This window comes from Rhodococcus globerulus (genome assembly GCF_019334125.1).
Lineage (GTDB): Bacteria > Actinomycetota > Actinomycetes > Mycobacteriales > Mycobacteriaceae > Rhodococcus_F > Rhodococcus_F globerula.
This window is the reverse complement of record NZ_CP079698.1, coordinates 6,206,568-6,226,464: the sequence shown is the minus strand read 5'-3', so window position 1 is coordinate 6,226,464 and position 19,897 is coordinate 6,206,568. Positions and strand designations below refer to the sequence as shown.

The 19,897-nt window shown below is 60.9% G+C and carries 16 protein-coding genes; 9 read left to right on the top strand and 7 right to left on the bottom strand.

Annotated features, from left to right (window positions below):
* Positions 1-52: 52 nt before the first annotated feature.
* A complete protein-coding gene (locus tag KYT97_RS28305) occupies positions 53-1,228 on the top strand; it encodes an exonuclease SbcCD subunit D (RefSeq protein WP_219111373.1) in 1,176 nt (391 codons plus the stop codon).
* Positions 1,225-4,203 (top strand): AAA family ATPase, encoded by a 2,979-nt coding sequence (locus tag KYT97_RS28300; RefSeq protein ID WP_219111371.1) that lies wholly within the window; start codon positions 1,225-1,227, stop codon positions 4,201-4,203. Before KYT97_RS28305 ends, KYT97_RS28300 begins: the two co-directional genes overlap by 4 nt.
* Here KYT97_RS28300 and KYT97_RS28295 read toward each other — a convergent pair whose 3' ends face one another.
* Positions 4,204-5,400 carry an AI-2E family transporter gene (locus KYT97_RS28295; RefSeq protein WP_116102088.1) on the bottom strand — a complete coding sequence of 399 codons (1,197 nt, stop codon included), beginning with the start codon at positions 5,398-5,400 and terminating at the stop codon, positions 4,204-4,206.
* Positions 5,401-5,556: 156 nt separating this feature from the next.
* Here KYT97_RS28295 and KYT97_RS28290 point away from each other — a divergent pair, with 156 nt between their 5' ends.
* On the top strand, positions 5,557-5,961 hold the full coding sequence (locus KYT97_RS28290; protein WP_033234492.1) for a hypothetical protein: 405 nt from the start codon (positions 5,557-5,559) through the stop codon (positions 5,959-5,961).
* Between the two features lie 7 nt (positions 5,962-5,968).
* Here KYT97_RS28290 and KYT97_RS28285 read toward each other — a convergent pair whose 3' ends face one another.
* The 3 genes from KYT97_RS28285 to KYT97_RS28275 form a co-directional block, all read right to left on the bottom strand.
* Positions 5,969-6,163 (bottom strand): YbdD/YjiX family protein, encoded by a 195-nt coding sequence (locus tag KYT97_RS28285; protein ID WP_141486266.1) that lies wholly within the window; start codon positions 6,161-6,163, stop codon positions 5,969-5,971.
* A 2-nt stretch (positions 6,164-6,165) separates the two neighbouring features.
* A complete protein-coding gene (locus tag KYT97_RS28280) occupies positions 6,166-8,448 on the bottom strand; it encodes a carbon starvation CstA family protein (protein WP_033234490.1) in 2,283 nt (760 codons plus the stop codon).
* A gap of 102 nt (positions 8,449-8,550) precedes the next feature.
* A complete protein-coding gene (locus KYT97_RS28275) occupies positions 8,551-10,128 on the bottom strand; it encodes an FMN-binding glutamate synthase family protein (RefSeq protein ID WP_219113176.1) in 1,578 nt (525 codons plus the stop codon).
* A gap of 92 nt (positions 10,129-10,220) precedes the next feature.
* Here KYT97_RS28275 and KYT97_RS28270 point away from each other — a divergent pair, with 92 nt between their 5' ends.
* The 5 genes from KYT97_RS28270 to KYT97_RS28250 all read left to right on the top strand — a co-directional run bounded on the left by KYT97_RS28270 (position 10,221) and on the right by KYT97_RS28250 (position 13,562).
* Positions 10,221-10,664 (top strand): CD225/dispanin family protein, encoded by a 444-nt coding sequence (locus KYT97_RS28270; protein ID WP_033234489.1) that lies wholly within the window; start codon positions 10,221-10,223, stop codon positions 10,662-10,664.
* A 70-nt stretch (positions 10,665-10,734) separates the two neighbouring features.
* Complete coding sequence (gene ychF, locus KYT97_RS28265; protein WP_033234488.1) at positions 10,735-11,814, top strand: redox-regulated ATPase YchF; 1,080 nt, start codon at positions 10,735-10,737, stop codon at positions 11,812-11,814.
* A 215-nt stretch (positions 11,815-12,029) separates the two neighbouring features.
* Entirely contained in the window at positions 12,030-12,563 is a 534-nt protein-coding gene (locus KYT97_RS28260) for a hypothetical protein (RefSeq protein WP_219111369.1), read from the top strand.
* Positions 12,550-13,089, top strand: coding sequence for a helix-turn-helix domain-containing protein (locus tag KYT97_RS31310; protein ID WP_195790669.1), 540 nt, complete (start codon positions 12,550-12,552; stop codon positions 13,087-13,089). Before KYT97_RS28260 ends, KYT97_RS31310 begins: the two co-directional genes overlap by 14 nt.
* Before the next feature lie 38 nt (positions 13,090-13,127).
* Complete coding sequence (locus tag KYT97_RS28250; protein ID WP_219111367.1) at positions 13,128-13,562, top strand: hypothetical protein; 435 nt, start codon at positions 13,128-13,130, stop codon at positions 13,560-13,562.
* Between the two features lie 461 nt (positions 13,563-14,023).
* On the opposite strand, the gene KYT97_RS28245 is transcribed toward KYT97_RS28250, so the two are convergent.
* Complete coding sequence (locus KYT97_RS28245; RefSeq protein WP_245005946.1) at positions 14,024-16,000, bottom strand: hypothetical protein; 1,977 nt, start codon at positions 15,998-16,000, stop codon at positions 14,024-14,026.
* Positions 16,001-16,558: 558 nt separating this feature from the next.
* Complete coding sequence (locus tag KYT97_RS28240) at positions 16,559-17,536, bottom strand: pseudouridine synthase (protein WP_219111365.1); 978 nt, start codon at positions 17,534-17,536, stop codon at positions 16,559-16,561.
* A gap of 517 nt (positions 17,537-18,053) precedes the next feature.
* Between KYT97_RS28240 and KYT97_RS28235 the strand changes: the two genes are divergently transcribed.
* Positions 18,054-18,980 carry a glycoside hydrolase family 43 protein gene (locus tag KYT97_RS28235; RefSeq protein WP_219113171.1) on the top strand — a complete coding sequence of 309 codons (927 nt, stop codon included), beginning with the start codon at positions 18,054-18,056 and terminating at the stop codon, positions 18,978-18,980.
* Positions 18,981-19,006: 26 nt separating this feature from the next.
* Here KYT97_RS28235 and KYT97_RS28230 read toward each other — a convergent pair whose 3' ends face one another.
* On the bottom strand, positions 19,007-19,849 hold the full coding sequence (locus KYT97_RS28230) for a PE-PPE domain-containing protein (RefSeq protein ID WP_219111363.1): 843 nt from the start codon (positions 19,847-19,849) through the stop codon (positions 19,007-19,009).
* Between the last annotated feature and the right edge of the window lie 48 nt (positions 19,850-19,897).

The window sequence follows — 19,897 nt, the reverse complement described above, 5'->3', positions numbered from 1 at the left end:
CCGGTCGTGGCTTCGGGTTTATCTGTCGGTGGGGTCCTCTACCGTCACTGGAATGAAGATCCTGCACACGTCCGATTGGCACATAGGTCGCACTTTCCATGGTGTGGACTTGTTGGCCGATCAGGCGAGTGTGTTGAACACCATTGCGGCTCTGGTCCGTGAGCACGGCGTGGACGTCGTGGTTGTTCCGGGGGATATCTACGATCGCTCGATTCCCAGTTCCGACGCGGTCACGGTGTGCAATCGAGGGTTCGAGGCCATACGTGATGCCGGGGCGATCATCGTCGCCACGTCCGGCAATCATGATTCGGCCGTGCGCTTGGGTGCCGGTGCGTCGTTTGCCGCGGCCGGCGGGCTGCATCTGATCACTCGAGTTGGTCAGGTCGATTCACCGGTTGTGGCCGAGGACGAGTTCGGCCCCGTGGTGTTCTACGGAATTCCGTATCTCGAACCGGAGATTACGAGAGTTGAGTTGGATGTGCCCCGTGCGCGTAGCCACTCGGACGTTCTCGGGGCGGCTATGGCCCGGGTGCGGGCAGACCTGACGGGTCGGCAAGAGAGTGACCCGAAAACCCGGTCGGTGCTTTTGGCACATGCCTTTGTAGTCGGCGGCGAGGCGACGGGTGAGGAGCGTTCCATTTCTGTGGGTGGCGTCGAGACGGTGTCGGCAGCGGAGTTCGACGGTGTCGATTACGTCGCGCTGGGGCATCTCCATTCGCCGCAGATGTTGTCGGAGCGGGTCTGGTATTCAGGTTCGCCTTTGCCGTACTCGTTCGGTGAGCGCAGCCATAGGAAAGCGGCGTTGTTGGTTGAACTCGACGGCAGCGGCCTCGTCTCGACGTCGCGTCTCGATCTTCCGATTGTTCGGGGATTGCGACAGTTGACGGGCACCCTCGAGGTGTTGCTGAGCTCGTCGGATTACGACGATGCCGAGGATTGTTACGTCTCGGCGCTGCTTACCGATCCGGTTCGCCCGATCGATGCGATGCGCGCGTTGCACACGAGGTTCCCGTTTGCCGTTCATCTCGAATGGCAGCGGCCAGAAGGTAATTCGGAACTCAAATACCGCGACGCAGTGCGTGGTCGAGACGATATCGAAATCGCCCGGGGGTTTGTTTCCGCGGTCCGCAGCGAGCCTACCGAGGGCGAAATCTCTCTGATGAAAGCTGCACTCGGTTCGGCTGATCGAGCCGACGAAGCCACAGCTGAACTGGGCGTGAGCGCGTGAGACTTCATACGCTCGAGGTCAGGGCCTTCGGCCCGTTCGCTGACGCCGTCACGGTCGATTTCGACAGGCTGGGGGCCGACGGACTTTTCCTGTTGCACGGTGATACCGGCGCGGGCAAAACCACTGTCCTCGACGCCGTGGCCTTTGCGTTGTACGGCCGCGTGCCCGGTGCTCGAAACGAGGGCAAGCGGTTGCTGTCCGATCATGCTCCGGTCGGGTCCGTACCGCAGGTGACGCTCGAAGCGACCATCAGCGGTCGACGCCTCAAACTTGTTCGTAGTCCCGAGTTTTCGCGTCCGAAAAAACGTGGATCCGGTTCGATCGTCGAGAACGCCAAGGCAACTCTGACGTGGCTCGACGGCCGCGGCGAGAACCTCTCGCGAATTCCGGATATCGGCGACGAGATCAACCGACTGATGGGAATGAGCGCCGATCAGTTCTTCCAGGTTGTTCTGCTCCCACAAGGGGAGTTCGCCAAATTCCTTCGCGCCGAGAACGAGGAGCGCGGCAAGCTGCTCGAGCGACTGTTCGACACCAAGAAATTTGTGTCGGTCGAGGCGTGGTTCGACGAGAAGAAGAAAGCCAGTGCCAGCGCTCTCGCCGACAAAGAGCAGGCCGTGCAGGTCTTACTTGCGCGCGTCGAGACTGCGGCGGGTTTGGAAGTGGGAGCGGAAGCACATCCGCTCGAATGGTCGCGCAAGTTGCTCGCGGAGGCGCAAGACGGCCGCGATCTGGCAAACGGAGTACTCGAGAAGTCCAAAGCTGCTGCAGCGGAGGCAAACCGAATTCTCGGGGTTGCCGAGCGTACTGCGGATTTGGTGCGTCGTCGAGACCGTGCGCGCGCAGAGATCATTGCACTGGACGAGGGTTCGGCAGACCTGGCGGTCATTGCAGACGAGTTGGCTACAGCCACACGGGCGCAACCGGTTTCGGTAATCTCTCAGGATTCGGATTCGGCGCAACGGGCAATGGCGTCGGCACTCGCACAGGCTGAGAAGGCGGTGACGCTCTACTCCGAGCACGGCGGTCCCGACATCTTCGGTGGGGGAGGGTGGCCGGCGCGAGACGGTGAACGCGGCGAGGTCTTGGCCCAGGTCCGAGACTGGCGAGACGAGATCGTGCGACTGGATTCGGTGGCCGAGCAGGCGCGGATCGCGGATGCGGCGGAGTCGGAGATCGGCACACTGTCGGCGCGGCACGCCAAGATGATCGCCCGTACCGAGGATATCGCCCGCCAGCGCGCGCAGCTGCCGGAACAATTGAGCTCTGCCGCATCGGAACTCGCCGATGCGCAGCGCTGCGAAGCGTCGTTGCCGGGCCTTCGAGCTGCCTACGCAGCGGCGGCGGACAGTGCTTCGGCTGCGCGCGACATCGTTGGTGTGCGGGCAAGGGCCGAGGCAATGCGCGGCACAGTGCTTGATGCGCGGGACGCCCATCAAGCGGCGCGCGGTCGCTGGCTTGATCGCGTGCAAACGCGTATCGAGGGAATGGCGGCGGAACTGGCCGGTTCACTGAAACCGGGTGACGCGTGCCAGGTGTGTGGTTCTCCGGAGCATCCCGCACTTGCGCAGCCCGGAACCGACACCGTGACCGAGGTGGACGTGGAGAAAGCCGCAGTTCTCGAACGCGCCGCAGAAGGTGCTTTGACGGTCGTTCTCGAGCAGGAGAGCGCTCTGGCGTTGGAGATCGAGCGTTTGATCGCCCGCGGCGGCGACGGTGATGTCACGGAACTCGAGGCAGTGCGAGAGTGGGCACAAGCGGCGCTCGAGAGTGCAACATCCATGGCGCGTCGGGCAGCCGATTTGGCTGCAAAGGCAGCGGAACTCAGCGGCCGCGACAACACACTCGAGCAGGAGTCCGCAGCGTTGGCCACGGAGGCGGCCACAGTCATCGAGCGTATCTCTGCTCTGACGCTGCGAGCGCAGGAGATTCGTGCCGCGATTGTCTCTGCAGCGGGCGAGGATTCGAGCATCTCCGCCAGGCGGGCCCGGTTCGAGACCTGGGCAAACGCAGCTGTGACGGCTTCGGAAGCCCGCGACGACGCGGCCCGAGCACAGGCTCGAGCTGTCGAGTTGTCGGCAAAACTGGTGGATGCGGCACGCTCCGCTGGTTTCGAGTCGGCTCCGGCCGCGCTGGCAGCTGTCCGGACGCCCGCACGTATCGCGGCTCTAGAGGCTGACATTGCCCGGGCACGTGATCGCAGAGTCGCTGCGCGTTCAGTTCTCGACGATCCGGATGTTGCTGCTACGGCTGATATTGCGACCGTGGATGTGGATGGACCAGCACTGGTGTCGCGTGAATGCGCGGCGGCGGTCAACGAGGCTGTGGCAGCGGCGTCCTTGGCCGAGAATCGGGTTTCGGACCTCGAGCGGCTCAACGGCCAACTCGAGAAAGCCTACGAGGCAATCGCGCCGCAGCGTGCGCGCCACGACGAGTTGGCGGCGCTGGCAGACGTGATCGCGGGCAAGGGGCAGAACAACCGCAAGATGTCATTGCGGTCATATGTGTTGGCGTCGCGACTCGAGGAAGTTGCACTGTCCGCGTCGGTTCGCCTGCGTCGAATGTCCGGTGGACGATACGAATTCGTTCACAGTGACGAAGCCGGATCCCGTGGTCGCCGGGGTGGGCTCGGGCTTGATATCCGTGACGATTTCACGGGCGTCGTGCGGTCGGCAAAAACGCTGTCGGGCGGTGAGTCCTTCTTGGCGTCGCTGTCTTTGGCATTGGGGCTTGCCGATGTTGTTGCGGCTGAATCCGGTGGCGTTGTGCTGGACACCATGTTCATCGACGAGGGATTCGGAACGCTCGATGCAGACACACTCGACTCGGTGATGGGTGTACTGGACGAACTTCGCGACGGTGGACGTGTTGTCGGGATAGTCAGTCACGTCGACGAAATGCGACAGCGAATCCCGAGTCGCCTGCACGTCATTCGGGGACGTGCAGGCTCCTCGGTAGAACTGATTGCCGGCTGATCAGGCCTTCTGGTCTCCGGCGGTGTTTGCACCGTTCTCGGACTGCTCGACCAGGTCGGCCGCGTCGCCCTTCGGCATAGGTTCGTTGTCGGTGGCGCGTTCGTCGATCTGCTCGCCGATGTAGCGGATGACGACGGCGGCGACAGCGGCCACGGGGACTGCGAGGAATGCGCCGATGATTCCGTAGAGGGAGCTACCCGCCGCGACGGCGAGAAGCACGATAACGGCATGGAGCTTCATCGACTTGCTTTGCAGGACAGGCTGAAGGACGTTTCCTTCGATTTGCTGCACCAGCAGGATGATGATCAACACGATGATCGCCGTGGTCAGGCCGTTGGCTACCAACGCAACCAGCACCGCAAGGGCGCCGGCAACAAATGCGCCCACAATCGGAATGAAGCCACCGATGAAGGTGAGAATCGCGAGCACGGGTGCCAGAGGGACGCCGAGGATCAACAGTCCGGCGCCGATGAACACTGCGTCGATCAGACTCACCAGAGCCTGGGTGCGGATGAATCCACCAAGGGTGTCCCACATGCGCGTCAGAACTTCTTCGAGGTGCCGTCCGGCCTTTCCGCCGCCCACCGCGTGGAGCCACGGGATGAACCGCGGGCCGTCCTTGATGAAGAAGAACGACAGGACCAGAACGAGGCCCAGGGTGACGAGAAGGGAACCAGCGGTACTCACGCCACTGAAAACGCCTGAGGCGATAGCGGTTCCACTTTCCTGGACCTTGGCGACAACTGAATGGATGGCGTTGTCGATCTGATCGTCTTGCAAGTTCAGCGGCGGTCCTTGGAGCCAGTCCTGAACTTGGTTGATGCCCTCGGTTGTCTTGTTCGCGAGTTCAGGGGCCTGCCCGACTACTGACGGGATGATCCCGGCGATCACACCTGCGAGCACTCCGATCGACAGCAGCAGGGTGATGCCGGCAGCGGCTGCCGGCGGTAATCCGCGTTTGACCATTTCGCGAGTTGGCGGCCACATGACAGTCGCAAGGACGATCGCCAGAGCCACGGGCAGCACGATTACCCACAGCTTTTCGACGAGCCAGCCGAAAATCAACGCGCCGATCGAAATGGATGCCAGCACCAACGACCATTTGGCGAGCCACAGGCCGCCCTGTCCGATGATCTCGCCGCGGTCGCGTGTACGCACGGGAGTCGGCCCAGCTACCTCGTTGCCTTGCTCGCTCACTGATCGTCCTTTCGGTCGGCGTGGGGTTCTCCCCGCCGATGTAATTGACGTGGTTTCGCTTGCCTGATCGTAACGCTGTCCGATTTGGTGCAGTACGCGCGACGCTAACGGTTGATCGGTATCTGGCGGCGTCGGTGCGCGGCTACCATTTCCGTTATGAGAATTGCAGCAGCAGTTGTGGCAGCAACAATCGTCGTTCTGGGTCTCACCGCGTGCAGCGAGGAACAGACGAACGATGCACAGGACAAGGTCAACAGCGCGATCACCAGTGGGCAGCAGGCTTTCGAGACTGCAAAAGAGTCAGCGGGCAATGCCATCGATCAGGGAAAATCTGCCCTGTTCGTGGCAACGTTCCGCGGTGCGTACGCGCCGTTGGCGGCTGATCGTGATGACGCGGACATCGAGAAGATCCTGACGACAACGTGTGACGAAGTCGCCAAGGGCACCGACGAGGCAGAAGTGAAGGCAGAGATCATCACTCTGGCGGAAAACAACGGAACTGTTCCGACTCAGGAGCAGGCCGACCACATTTACTCTCTGGCCAAGGCAGCCTGCCCCTGATCGTCAGTCAGCAGCAGCGGGCACCAGGATTGCTGTCCGCTGCTGCGTGACGTCGACGCCAGAACTCACGCTCGCTCAGAACCGGCGCATCGGTGTGGTTCCGCCGTGTGTGTTCGACGTACCGGGCGTAGTCCAGATCGCCCATCACCGAACGGATCCACCACAGGATGCCGCGCAGGGTTGTTGCGACGTGTGCAGTCATGATCAGTGCCCACCCGCATGTGCGGCGCCGGGTGCGCGAACTTTACCGGCCTTGATGAGCTCGTCCCATTCCTTCTGAACTTCCTTTTCTGCCGGTGTCGGGATGAAGCTCGCGGGACCGAAGATCTTCGACGGTTCCTCGGGGGATTCGGTAGTGGGTAGACCACCGGCCCTGATTGCCTTGATGCACACGATGATTCCGGCAATCACCACGACGATGACGAGTGACGCGAAGATGATCGACAACGTGCCCTGAATGAACGTGTTGCGAATGACGGCGTCGATTGCCTCGGGAGTCTTCGCGGAGCCGTGCGACGTCTCGCCGGCGGCTTTTGCGTCCTTGAATACGTTGTGCTGAGCCCAGTATCCGATTGCCGGATTGTCGGAGAAGATCTTCTGCCACGACGCCGTCATGGTGACAATCAAGTCCCATACCAACGGAACTCCGGGGATCCAGGCCCACTTGAACAGTCCCTTTTTCATCACGATCGTCATGACCACTGTCAGTGCGATGGCTGCGAGTAGCTGATTGGCGATTCCGAACAGGGGGAAGAGCGTGTTGATGCCGCCAAGTGGATCGGTGACGCCCATCAGCAGGATTGCGCCCCAAGCCGCAACAACGATCAGCGAGCAGAGCCATGCACCGATGCGCCACGACGGATCCTTGAACTTCTTTGCGGGACCGCCGAAGTTACCCAGTGAGTCCGAGAGCATGAACCGCGCAACTCGGGTACCGGCGTCGATCGTCGTGAGAATGAAGAGCGCCTCGAACATGATCGCGAAGTGATACCAGAACGATTTCAGTGAGTCACCACCGAACACGTCGCTGAGGACTTCGGACATGCCGAACGCCAGCGTCGGAGCGCCGCCCGTTCTCGAGATGATCGATTCTTCTCCGACGGCCTCAGCTGCCTGAGACAGGACGTCGGGGGAGATGGGAGCGATTCCGAGGGGCAGGTTGTTGACGTATTCTGCTGCGGTTTCCGGTGTTCCGCCGGTCAGTGCGGCGGGAGCGTTGAGCGCGAAGTACAGGTGCTGATCGAGGATGCAGGCGGTAACCAGGGCCATGATGGCGACAAACGATTCGGTCAGCATGCCGCCGTAGCCGATCATCCTGGTCTGGCTTTCCTTCTCCAGCAGCTTCGGTGTGGTTCCCGACGCGATCAGTGCGTGGAACCCCGAGAGTGCGCCGCAGGCGATGGTGATGAACAGGAACGGGAACAGCGCGCCGGCAAAGGCAGGGCCCTCTCCGTTGGAAGCGAAGGGCGTAACGGCAGGCATGTTCAGTGCTGGTCGCGCAACCAGAATTCCGATGGCCAGCAGGGCAATTGTGCCGACCTTCATGAACGTCGACAGGTAGTCGCGGGGTGCGAGGAGAAGCCACACGGGCAGGACGGAGGCGGCAAATCCGTACGCGATCATCAGCCACGCGATGGTGACCTTGGACAGCGTGAACCAGTCTGCGCCCCAACCGGTATCGGCGACCCAGCCGCCGGAGACGATGGCCAGCAGCAGCAGGACCACGCCGATCAGCGACACCTCGGAGACCTTGCCGGGGCGAAGGTAACGCAGGTAGACGCCCATGAACAGTGCGATGGGGATGGTCATCGCGATAGAGAAGACGCCCCAGGGACTTTCGGCGAGCGCGTTGACAACCACAAGTCCGAGAACGGCGATGAGGATGATCATGATGACAAAAACGCCGATCAGTGCCGCGACGCCGCCGACGAGGCCGAGTTCTTCACGAGCCATCTGACCGAGGCTGCGGCCGCGTCGTTTGGACGAGATCCACAGAACCAGGAAATCCTGTACGGCACCGGCAAAGACGACTCCGATGATGATCCACAGAGTGCCTGGCAGATAACCCATTTGCGCGGCCAGGACCGGACCGACCAGTGGGCCGGCGCCCGCGATGGCTGCGAAGTGGTGACCGAAGAGAACCCGTCGATCCGTCGGCATGTAGTCCGCGCCGTTTTCCATGATTTCGGCAGGGGTGGCGACGTCGTCGCGTGGTTTGACGATTTTGCGTTCGATCAACCGCGCGTAGAACCGATAGGCGATCAGGTAGGTGCAGATTGCGGCCAACACGAACCAGACGGCGCTGATGTGTTCGTTTCGCACTATCGCGATCATGTACCAGGCGAGGCCGCCTACCAGTCCGATGACCAGGAACACGAAGCGCGCAGTCGGTGAGATGGGGGTGCGGTCCACCACGCCGACGGGTGGCAGGTCAGGGTCTGTTTTCAGGTACTCGACATTCGGTTCCGGCGCCGTCGTCAGGCTCATCGTCGAACTCCGTCCACTAGTTCAGATGTGGCCGCCGTCACAGCGGGCCATCTGTCACTGTAGGACTAGAAGAGTGAATCCGCGCGGCACCTGGCCGGTATTTCAGAATCGATGGGCGTCGGCGTCGATCCAGTCGGTGAGCCAGCTTTGTGGCGGGGAGTCGAGGAGTTCGCCAGGCATGAGCCAGTCGAAGAGATCGGCATACGTCCGGGTTGTGAGGCCGTCGATCCGGCGGTTGAGCATCGCCGGTTCCAGCTGATCGAAGGAGTCGATACCCATCGACGCGATCATCTGTTGCGCGCTTGCGACGGTTGCCTTCTGGAATCGATACACGCGTTCGCTCTTGTCGGGGATGTCGAGCGCACGGGTGCGGGCCGGGTCTTGAGTCGCAACGCCGACGGGACAGCGGTTGGTGTGGCACATCTGGGCCTGAATACAGCCAACGGCAAACATCATGGCGCGGGCGGCCATCGTGAAATCGGCTCCCTGAATGATGCGTTTGACGATGTCGGAGCCGCTGGCAACCTTGCCGGACGCGCCGACCTTCACGAGACCCCGTAATCCCGTCCCCACCAACGCATTGTGGACCAACATCAATCCCTCGGTCAGCGGCATACCCATGTGGTCCTCGAACTCGACCGGACCTGCTCCGGTTCCGCCCTCGGAACCGTCGACGATGATGAAGTCGGGCGTGACGCCGCGCTCGATCATCGCCTTGCAGATGCCGAGGAACTCACGACGCGAGCCCACGCAGAGTTTCAGTCCGACCGGCTTGCCGCCGGACAATGTCCGCAGAGTGTGAACGAAGTCGACCAGTTCGACAGGGGTACTGAATGTGGTGTGCGCAGGCGGCGATATGACGGTCCGGCCGACGGGAACGCCTCGGGTGTCGGCGATTTCGGGGGTGACCTTGACTCCGGGAAGTACCCCACCCAATCCGGGCTTGGCGCCCTGCGAGAGCTTGATCGAGATGGCCTTCACCTGGTCAAGAGCCGCACGCTCGGCAAAGCGGTCCGGATCAAATTGCCCGTCAGCGGTTCGGCACCCGAAGTATCCCGACGCGATTTCCCAGATCAGATCGCCGCCGTGTTTGCGGTGATACGGACTGATGGCTCCTTCGCCGGTGTCGTGGGCAAATCCGCCCTTCGCGGCGCCGGCGTTGAGTGCCTCGATTGCGTTGGCGGACAACGACCCGAAGCTCATCGCGGAGACGTTCAGAAGAGCGATGTCGTACGGTTTGGTGCAATCGCGTCCGCCGAGACGCACTCGCGGAATAGTGTCGGGGGCCTTGCGGGCCCGGATCGAATGTGTCATGAACTCGTAGCCGATTGCATTGACGTCGCGCTCGGTCCCGAACGGTTCCTCAGCCAGAGTGCCTTTGGCGCGTTCGTAGACCAGATCGCGTGTCTCGCGATCGAATGGCGTTCCATCGGTGGATGATTCGACGAAGTACTGCTGAATCTCCGGTCGAATCTTTTCGAGCAGAAAGCGGGCGTGTCCGATGACGGGATAGTTGCGCAGAATGCTGTGCCGCCGTTGACTCAGGTCGTACGTGCCCACCACTGCCAGAGCGAGCGCGACGACAGCGATCACCCACCACCCCGGGACGACGACGCTCGCAAGCGTCGCGGCTCCGAGGCCAGCTATCCATATGGCGAGCACGATCAGCATCCGGGTCACACCGCGAGCGTAGGCGCTCACTACGACACGGCAACGCCTGCTTCCGTTAGGTTCTGCAGTAGAGGAACTTAAACCGAATTTTTGGGGGAACGATGACCGAACCGCAGGAACCTAAACCGACTTACGGCGAGACACCGAGTTACGACCAATCGGGCAACGCCGGCCAGCAGTATCAGCAGTACCCGACCGAGCAGTATCCGTCAGGTCAGCAGTACGGCACGCCGCAGCAGTACGCCGCCCCGCAGTCCTACGCGCAGCCTCAATACGGTCCGCCGAAATCGAATGCAGGTTGGGCCGTCGCCGCGATCATCTTCTTCTGGCCCGTCGCGTTTGCCGCGTTCAATCATCTGCACGATATCTACCCGAAGTGGGCGATGGGCGATCACCAGGGCGCGCAGTACGCGTCAGAGCGGGTGAAGAAGCTCGGCCAGATCGCGCTCTTGATTGCCGTCATCGGATGGATTCTGCTGATCGCGTTCTACGTCATCTTCCTGGTCGCAGTCGTGGCGTCCGTCGACAACTACAACTACAACTGATCACCTGCGGCGACGTGACGGTGGGGCGAGTACCCGTCGCGTCGCCGCGAGGCCGTAGAATCCACAGACCGTGAGCCTTACCCTCGGAATCGTCGGACTGCCCAACGTCGGCAAGTCCACCCTTTTCAATGCACTGACCAACAACGACGTGTTGGCTGCGAACTACCCGTTCGCGACCATCGAACCCAACGTCGGCCTGGTCGAGCTGCCCGATCCGCGGCTGCAGAAGCTCGCCGAGATCTTCGGCTCCGAGCGCATCCTTCCCGCGACCGTGTCGTTCGTCGACATCGCCGGAATCGTGAAGGGCGCCTCCGAGGGCGCAGGCCTTGGAAACAAGTTCCTCGCCAACATTCGTGAAGCTGACGCAATCTGCCAGGTAGTGCGCGTCTTCGCCGACGACGACGTCATCCACGTCGACGGCAAGGTCGACCCGGCCTCCGATATCGAGGTCATCGAGACCGAGCTCGTGATCGCAGACATGCAGACGCTCGAGAAGGCTCTCCCGCGTCTGGACAAGGAAGCTCGCAAGAACAAGGAGCTCAAGCCTGCCCACGACGAGGCACTCAAGGCTCAGGCCTTCCTCAACGAGGGCACGACGCTCTTCAGCGTCAAGGACAAGCTCGACTTCTCGCTGCTGCGTGAACTGAGCCTGCTCACCACCAAGCCCTTCCTCTACGTCTTCAACGCCGACGAGTCTGTGCTCACCGACGCAGCGAAGGTCGAAGAACTGCGCGCATCCGTCGCTCCGGCCGACGCCGTGTTCCTCGATGCAAAGGTCGAGCAGGAACTCCTCGAGCTGGACGAGGAAGACCGCCAGGAAATGCTCGACTCGATCGGTCAGACCGAGCCCGGCCTGCACGCGCTCGCGCGCACCGGCTTCCACACCCTCGGGCTGCAGACCTACCTGACGGCCGGTCCGAAGGAAGCTCGCGCCTGGACCATCCACAAGGGCGATACCGCGCCCCAGGCTGCCGGCGTCATTCACACCGACTTCGAGCGAGGCTTCATCAAGGCTGAAATCGTGTCCTTCGACGACCTCGTCGAGGCCGGTTCCATGGCCGCAGCCAAGGCTGCCGGCAAGGTCCGCATGGAGGGCAAGGACTACATCATGGCCGACGGCGATGTGGTGGAGTTCCGCTTCAACGTATAGGCGCCCTGGCCAGACGATTTGCGGGCTGGCATCTGCAGTAGAACACGCCGAGGTTCGGACCAATGCGTCCGCGGCCCTGCGGATTCTGTCGTCGGCATGTGGTCAAAGGTGGGCATCTGCCGGCATCGTGTCCGCGCCTCTTGATGGCTACTGCTGAGCGTGCAGGTTACTGGATGTTGCAGATATGTCTCAATCCATAGACAGGAACTTAAGCTGTGGCTAAAGTCGATTCCCCAGGGGTAGAGCGAAGGCTCATCGTGAAGGGACGGTTGCATGAGGTGCGTTGCGCGATCCGTAGCGACTGGTCGTGTCCAGCTGGTGAGTTCTTGGATCTCCTGAAGAATGGCATGTGGGAGCCAGATCCGGATGCCGAGAAACTGCCTGATGATGAGCAGATTCGAGATCGGGATTGGTTCTTGGCTGCAATCAAGTACTGGGCGAATGAGGGCGAGCCGATCTACAGCAGGGCCGTCAACGATCTAAACGACGGCGTCTGGGAGTTCAAGCGGGGTGGAAAGAGGCTCTCGTTTTTTGACACTGATGGCATTGGTGGCTTTGAGATGAAGCTGCGAATTGAGAATCATGCGGAAGCGGAATTTCCTGATAGTGAACATTGGCGCATTCCGGGCTTTGATGAACAGATTCGACTTGGGCATGCGTTTCCAAAGCTGGGCGAGTTGACCTCGGCCGAAGATCTTGGCGATTCGGACGTTGTGCGAGAGGAGGACTTAGCACATGACAGATCGTGAACACTCGTTGATCGAGGAGTATGAAGCGACTGATGCGGGTTCCCAGGGCCTTGCCGCCGCTGACTTGGCTGCTCAGGTTGTTCGCCTACTGTCGGCCGCAATTGAAATCTCTCCGCTAGATCAACGCAGGCTAGCCGAGAAGATTGGCGTGACCGAACAGCGTGTGTCTCAAGTGGTAAACGGAGACGGGAATCTTCGTATCGCAGCCTTAGCGCGCTATCTCCGGGCGCTGGGGTACGAGACTGCAATCTCAGCCACCCCCGTTGAGGAGGGGCTGCCGAGACTTCCACGGAAACGTAGTGGGCGGTCTCGTCGTGTCGTGGTAGCCGAGTCAACTGTTGAGAGCTCACGGTGGATCGATGATTCGATAGTACGTGCCGATGGTGCGATTTACCTTGATCAGGAGCCTCATCTGATGCAAGGTTCTCTGTCGAAATGGCAGACGACGCGGGGTTTCCCTGCCCGGCAGAGGACGTACGAGAACATTGTCCGTACGACTACTCGCGTCGGCTTGCGGGGGAAGTGAACATGAAGGGTGAGTCAGTCGCAGACGAGGAAACAGTCGTGGTGTCGACCGTCGAGGGCTTGACGGATCTGATCGCAGCGACGCCGACCAGACTGTTCGAGTTGTCCTGCCGTAGAAGTGATGCCGACGGGGATGCTGAGTCTGGAGAGATCGAGGATGGGGCGCCGCAAGCTTTCGCCATCAAGGTGCGAGTTTCTGAAGCGCCGGAGCATCTGACGGTGCGTGTTCAAGTTGAGACGGACAATCCCGAGGGGCGCATTGAGCTCGACATGGGTATGCAGTTCATCTGGAAGCGTCCGGTCACTGCCCCCGAGGACATCGTTGGAGCGTTTGCCTCATCGGTAGCAATTCCTCACGCGATGGTGAACGCGCGAGTTGCAATGGACAATGCAGCTCAGACGATTGGCATTAGCTCCGCTAGTATTCCGTTCGATTTCTCTCGAAGTGGGGCCTTCGAAGGTGACAGTGAGTAGTGAAGAGCAAATGATGCACATCTTGCGTATTCACCCTTGCCGTGGCGCCGAAAGGGTACTTGCGGAAGGCGTTTCGGTACCCGAACTCGGGCTTTGTGAACGTCGTCCTAGGGGCCGGGTGTAAGAAACACTAGGTCTGCCGAATCGCAGTTCGCATCGAACCCGCCGGACGTGCGCTAGCAACCCGGGTCCGTGGGCGCGCTCAGCATATCCGAATGGTAGTGCTCCTCGCACTTGTAGGCTGAAATTCGCAGTAGCTTTGCGGAGGGTGCACGTCCATCGCGAAGCGCCCGCAGTGGACGTGACTGCAGTTGGTGTGAGCTGGACAGAATTTGTGGGCCCGTAACCGCTCAAGTTGGTCGGATAAGTTGGAATGCCGAATTTGGGTCCTGGAGACTGCACGCGGCAGCTGTCGCCGCCAACTCGAACCTCGTTTGCCTGCTGCGTTATCTCTAGAGAATTTACATAGAATCAAGCGTGTGACAGCCTCCACAGGTGTTGCCATCGTCGGGCGCCGCGAGACAAAAGTCGTCATTTATCTTGATGACCAGTGCCACAGTCAGTCGTAACGCGGTGATGTAAGTCCTGAAGTGTGGATCGTCTCCATCAATACTGGCTTGTGCCCCGTGAAGGTACTTGTTTCGCAGCTGGGGTCCGTTGCTGAAGTCCACCCCGTTGAGGAAGTAGTTGAAGTACTTCCCTTCCGCATCTGTCAGCAACGAGGAGGAGCGCGTTGCCCAGCCCTTTGTCACCATGTCGTCCGCAGTCGCCCGCCCGGCATCGGAGAGGTGATAGTAGCTAGCTGCTTGAGTGGCGAACAGTGCTTTGAGGATGAGGAACTGCTCCGAGTTCGCGAGCTGAACTCGCGCTCCAGTATCTTCAAGAACCCCCAGCTTGATCAGGTGGTCGACGGTTGGCTTCTGGTAGTCCTCGAAGTCGTCGTATGCGATCTGGTTCTCCAGAAGAAGCGTTGCTGCGTTGTCCGCGTTCAGGGACTCATTGATGTACTGGAGCCTCGATTGGTCGGAGAACAGGAGGTGGAGGATGTCAGCAATTTCCTCACTTTCGGATGGGCAGACGTATTTACCGTCGAGGAGGCTTGGTATCGCCTTGTATTTGACCTGCTCAGATCCCATGGCGAGCAGGTCGCGGTCGAGTTCGCCGTCTCTGGCGAACAGGGTGAATTGATTTGCGACGCTTTCCATCTCGGCGAAGAGGTGCCTCACCTTCTGGAGGTATGACGACCCTCTGTCTGACGGGGTGAATGAGAAGTTTGAGGCGCCGAATTCCTGAACGAGGTACTCCTCGAAGAACCAAGAGATGACCTGCTCCAGATCGATGTCCTTCGACTCTAGGAAGCAGTGGTAGAGGTGCGTCTGGAGAAGGGTGCTCATGTCGATGGCTCGAAATGCTGCGCCGATCTTGTACTCGTTCTTTCCCGTGGTCCCCATGAAGCGTTCCATGACGCCTAAATGCGCCGGGTAGGACGGAAGGAGCAGCAGCGCTTGAAGGTCAGCGAACTCGAAGAGGTGCAGAAAGTTGTTGAAGATACCGGGGTTGTCGCTGCTTTCTTCCAGCCACCGCTTGCTATATGTGTACCTGCAGACTAACTCCTCCGAGGTGTCCAATTCGAACACAACCGGATCATCTTGGGTTTCGGAGATGCCCACCTCACATCCAGTCTTGAAGCCCGCGTTCTCGTTGAAGAAACTCGCGCTTATCTCGTCGGAGCGTCGCTTCGCACGCAGCTTGAGCTTGGCGTCGATTCCTGACAGAGAACTCTCCTTGGCGGTCGCAATCAGCCCAACGTAGTTGGGGTTAGCGTCCTCGCTGTCGACGTAGTCCTCCAGCAGTTCGCGAGCGTCGACTGGAGTGAAGCTCGGTGGAAGATGGATCTCTCCTTTCACGTCGTCCTGCAGGTACTTTCGAACCAAATACTCAGCACTATGAGGTGAAGCGCGCAACACATCCCGCATCTCTGCGTCATAGGCTTGCACAAGCTTCTTGCTCGCGAGCAATTCCCCTAGACGTACACCTGCCGCGGAGAGCGCGGGAAGGACCGTTTCGCTCTCGCAGCGTTCGAATGCCTTGTTCCGGCCGAGCAAGTACAGAAGATCCCCGTGATAGTCGTGGCGGACACCAGCCACTGTGGCTGCGAAGTTCGTGTTGTCGACCGACGAAAAGTACCGCGCCACCGCACTGTGGATCTGAGGAATCAGTGCCTTGGCGTGGTTGCACTGCTCCTCGGAGTAGGCGTTCGGAAAGAAACCATGTTCGAGATACTGCTGAACATTGTGGAGTTCAAGCATGTCCTCAGTGCTCGAGGGGACACTCTTAGGGTCGAAACCCTCAGCAAGCTCTGCGACGCGCGGGAAGTGCAAACCTGTTGCCATGTCATGTACGCCATAGAACCGAACCCGACGCTCGGTTGCGTCCACTTCGCTCACCTGCTGACCTCACTTCACCTCGCGCAGCCCGAACAAGGTCATTATGACGGGTTGGTGCGACAGAACACGGCCTGCGAAGGCTGGCCCGACCAATACCGCTCGGGTTGTGCGTACTTCCCGCAACAACAAAGACTTCTCCGTGGACGCCGGCGTCGAACTGATTGCCACTGGAGTGCTTCATGAGCCGCGTCCACGTGATTTGTCCGCAGCAGATGCTTACGTGTGCCGGGATGTCGTGGAATTCCGATTCAATATTTGTGGACCCTGGTCAGCGGCCTATTCATCGTCCGTCCGCAGCAGAATCCGCAGCGTCCGGAACAACTGATCCGTGGCTCTTTGGGTTTGCCGTCTGCGTCGGGAGAGGTTGCAGTGCACGCTCACACCGGGAACGATCACGCCGTTTGATCGACAACGTCGATGAACTGCCGAACACGCTCCGCGAGTGTCTGGAGCAGTCCGGTCGCCGTCCACCCGCCAGCATGACTTCGCCTGGCTGCCAGGCTAGCGACGGTCCTCAGGTGCCTGAGAGCACGGTCAACCCGCGGGCGCTTAGCAGTCAGACGCGGGCATCTCGCTGAGCGTCCGACGTGTCACAAACCGCCGCGCTCTCCCAGTCAACGGGTCGGTGAATTCGAGTTCCCGCGCGAGCAATTGGAGTGGGAGGGAATGATCGTCCGGGGCGTCGGGAAGCAGGTCGGGGTATCGCCGGTCGCCCAGGATCCCGGCGCCGAGAGCCGCCAAATGCACCCGCAATTGATGCATCCGTCCGGAGTGCGGACGTAGAACCGTGTGCAGCACAGTACGTCCGGAGGCGCTCACGCCCGTCCCTCGGGCCTCGATCATGGTCTCGGAGTTAGGTTCCCGGCTGTCGTCGACGAGGACCCGCAACTCGCCGCGCCGAGCTTCGATGTGGTTGCGGTAGACGAGGGGACCGTCGGATTCGCTGAGCCCCGGTGCGCCCTGGACCCACCGGGGCGGTCGCGCCGACACCGCCTCGTAAACCTTCGTGACCTGCCGCTTCTCGAACAGTGACTGGTATGCGCCGCGTGTCGCGGGGCGGGCCGAGAACATCACCACCCCTGCGGTGCCGCGGTCGAGTCGATGGATCGGGGTCAGATCTGGGTTGTCGAGGCGGACTCGCAGTCGGACGAGCGCCGACTCGCGCAGGTAACGCCCGCTGGGGGTGGTCGGGAGAAAATGTGGTTTGTCGATCACGACGAGATCGTCGTCGACGTGCAGGATCTCCTCGTGGAACGGCACCGGGTCCTCCGCCGGTAACTCGCGGTAGTACCAGACGAACCGGTGCGCGCTGAGCTCGGTGCTCCGGCAGATCGGGTGGCCGTCGATACCGACGAACTCGCCGTCGTCGAACCGCCGATATAAGTTTTCGGCGTCCAGATGGTCGAACTTCGCCACGACGTACTCGGCGATCGTCGCCCACGGCCCGGACGGTGGGATGCGTAGGCGCGTCGGGCCAACTCCGTTCTTGACGGGCAGCGGTGGGGACATGGACACGCAGGTCATCATCCCATCGACTGCTGATCAGCGGTGATTCGGTGTGGGCCTTGACGGAGACGTCCCCGCGGGGACGCCGGGACCAACTCGGAGCGGTGGCCACCCAGAGATTCTCGGTTCAGGAAAATCCGAAGTGCGCGTCTGATTCCTACACGTGACGACCCGAGGCCCGCAGCCGGGACAGCTGTTCGACCAACCTGAGACGATGTTCTCTGAACCTCCGGACAGCATCACCGTTGCCGGCGATTTCCGCGTCAGCCAGTAGGTATTCACAGTTGTCCAGCTGATCCGCCAAGGTCATCACCTGAAGTCACCTTTCATCGCCTGAATAAGTACCGATTCAGAATGCGGGCGGGGGGCGGCTGGAGACATCCGCTGAACTACCTATCCAGGTACCTATAACGGCGTCCTCGCCATTGTCGGTAACGATCCAGCGACACCTGCGGTCAAAGTTGCGCATGGTTCGCCTGTTGTCGTAGATACTTCACCGGTGAATCCGACAAAACGGACCGTCCTTTCTGCTGTATCGATGGTGATGCTTGTTGTCGCGGGATTGCTGGTCGCGGCCCCGGCCAGCGGCGCTGAGCCGTCGGCCTGGCGATACACGATGGTGGCGTTCAGCAATGCCAGCGATCGCGACATGGATGTATTCGAGTCCGCGGACGGCACTGGATTCCAACTCGTCAAACCGTCGGCGTATCGGCCCCCGTCCGGGCTGGTACGTGATCCGAGCATCTTCCGGAATACAGACGGAATGTATTACCTCACCTACACAACGGGCGGAACGAGTATCGGCTTCGCACGCAGTAGCGACCGCATCACCTGGACACCTCTGGCGAACTATTCACTCCCGTTCTGCTGTGCCTTCATGCCAGGCACCGGGGACGGCACGGGTTCAGCGAGCCCGCCGGGTTTCTCGGGGTCGGCCGGCTTCAGCGACGGCCCGTCGTTGTCACCGTTCGTCACCAAAGCCTGGGCGCCCGAGTGGTTCGTCGACGGCGGCCGCGTCAACGTCATCGTGTCTATGTCGACCGGTGGAGGATTTGTGCCGTATCTGATGACGGCACTGGAACCGTCGCTGCGGTTGTGGAGCCTGCCTGTTCCGCTCGCCGGGATCGGTGCGGACCACATCGACACCACCGTGGTCAAGGTGGGATCGACCTATCACGCGTTCACCAAGAACGAGACGAAGAAGGTCATCGAGCATGCGGTCGCGCCGTCGGCAACGGGACCCTATTCCTTTGTCCCGCCGGGAAATTGGGGCACCTTGGTGGAGGGCCCAGCCTTGGCTCAGTTGCCGGACGGCACCTGGCGGCTCTATCTCGACGCCTATACCGAGGGGAGGTATCTCTATTCCGACAGCACGGATGGGTTGAGCACGTGGTCTGACGCGCAAGAGCTTCCGGGTCTGTCCGGGACGGTGCGCCATATCGGAGTGATGAGAGAGCCGGCATAACGACGACTACCCGCAGGGCTGCGCATTTATGCTGCGGCGACGTGCTCCCTGACGTCCTGAGCCTGTGCCGTCATCCAATCAGCCAGCACTTGGCAGCCCGTGCGTCCGCTGGCGTCGAAGGCCTCGCTCGCATAGCTGACATGCCGGCCGCCACGGGGGTTCCGGATCTGAAAGCGTCGCCAGCTCACAAGGCTCGGTAGGTATCCGAGGACTTCGAGGAAGGCGGTGCGTAGGCGTCGTAGATCTTTGCGCCATTGGCTCGGGCTGAAGCGAGTCTTCTGTGCGTTCTGAAATGTGTTGCTGCGGAGTAGTTCCCACACCTTGTTCGCCCACACTCGCGCTTGGGTGAAGGACATCCAGCCGGTGAGGTCGGCGATGTCGCGAATGTAGCTGTCGTCGCTGGCATTGCAGATCAAGTCCTGCGGGTGTCCGATCCACTTGGCGGGAATCCACGACGGGATTTCCGGGCCGTCGCCGGCAACGCCGTACCCGTCGCAACCTGGGAGAACCCCCACTGGTTGCTGCGGATCGGAGATCAGCCCGATCGCGATGATGTTGCTGCTGTTCGCTTCTGGCAGGGCGGCGCGAATAACCGAGCATCCCTGGGAGTATCCGATGAGCATGACGGGTCCGCGGACCTCGGCGAGAGCTGCCAAGAGTGCCCGGGCACCCATTTCGGTGCTCCGGCGAAAACTGGAGCCGCCGTCGGCAACAGGTCCGTACGATGCGGGGTAACTCACCCACTTCGCGTCGAACCTATCGTCGAGTTCACGTGTGACAGCGCTCAGTAGTCCGACAACGTGGGTGCGGGTGTCACCGTCGTACGACTCGCCGGTGCCGCCGACTGCAAAAACCGTTACCTCTGTCATGTTCACCATGGTCTACGGCAATTCTGAGAGGTCTGCGATCAAAGCCTG

Excerpts from the sequence above, each read along its gene's own strand:
- KYT97_RS28235 (WP_219113171.1), top strand. The coding sequence starts at position 18,054 with ATGGTGATGCTTGTTGTCGCGGGATTGCTGGTCGCGGCCCCGGCCAGC.
- KYT97_RS28230 (WP_219111363.1), bottom strand. The coding sequence starts at position 19,849 with ATGACAGAGGTAACGGTTTTTGCAGTCGGCGGCACCGGCGAGTCGTAC.
- KYT97_RS28290 (WP_033234492.1), top strand. The coding sequence starts at position 5,557 with ATGAGAATTGCAGCAGCAGTTGTGGCAGCAACAATCGTCGTTCTGGGT.
- KYT97_RS28305 (WP_219111373.1), top strand. The coding sequence starts at position 53 with ATGAAGATCCTGCACACGTCCGATTGGCACATAGGTCGCACTTTCCAT.
- KYT97_RS28270 (WP_033234489.1), top strand. The coding sequence starts at position 10,221 with ATGACCGAACCGCAGGAACCTAAACCGACTTACGGCGAGACACCGAGT.
- KYT97_RS28240 (WP_219111365.1), bottom strand. The coding sequence starts at position 17,536 with ATGATGACCTGCGTGTCCATGTCCCCACCGCTGCCCGTCAAGAACGGA.
- KYT97_RS31310 (WP_195790669.1), top strand. The coding sequence starts at position 12,550 with ATGACAGATCGTGAACACTCGTTGATCGAGGAGTATGAAGCGACTGAT.
- KYT97_RS28280 (WP_033234490.1), bottom strand. The coding sequence starts at position 8,448 with ATGAGCCTGACGACGGCGCCGGAACCGAATGTCGAGTACCTGAAAACA.
- KYT97_RS28285 (WP_141486266.1), bottom strand. The coding sequence starts at position 6,163 with ATGACTGCACACGTCGCAACAACCCTGCGCGGCATCCTGTGGTGGATC.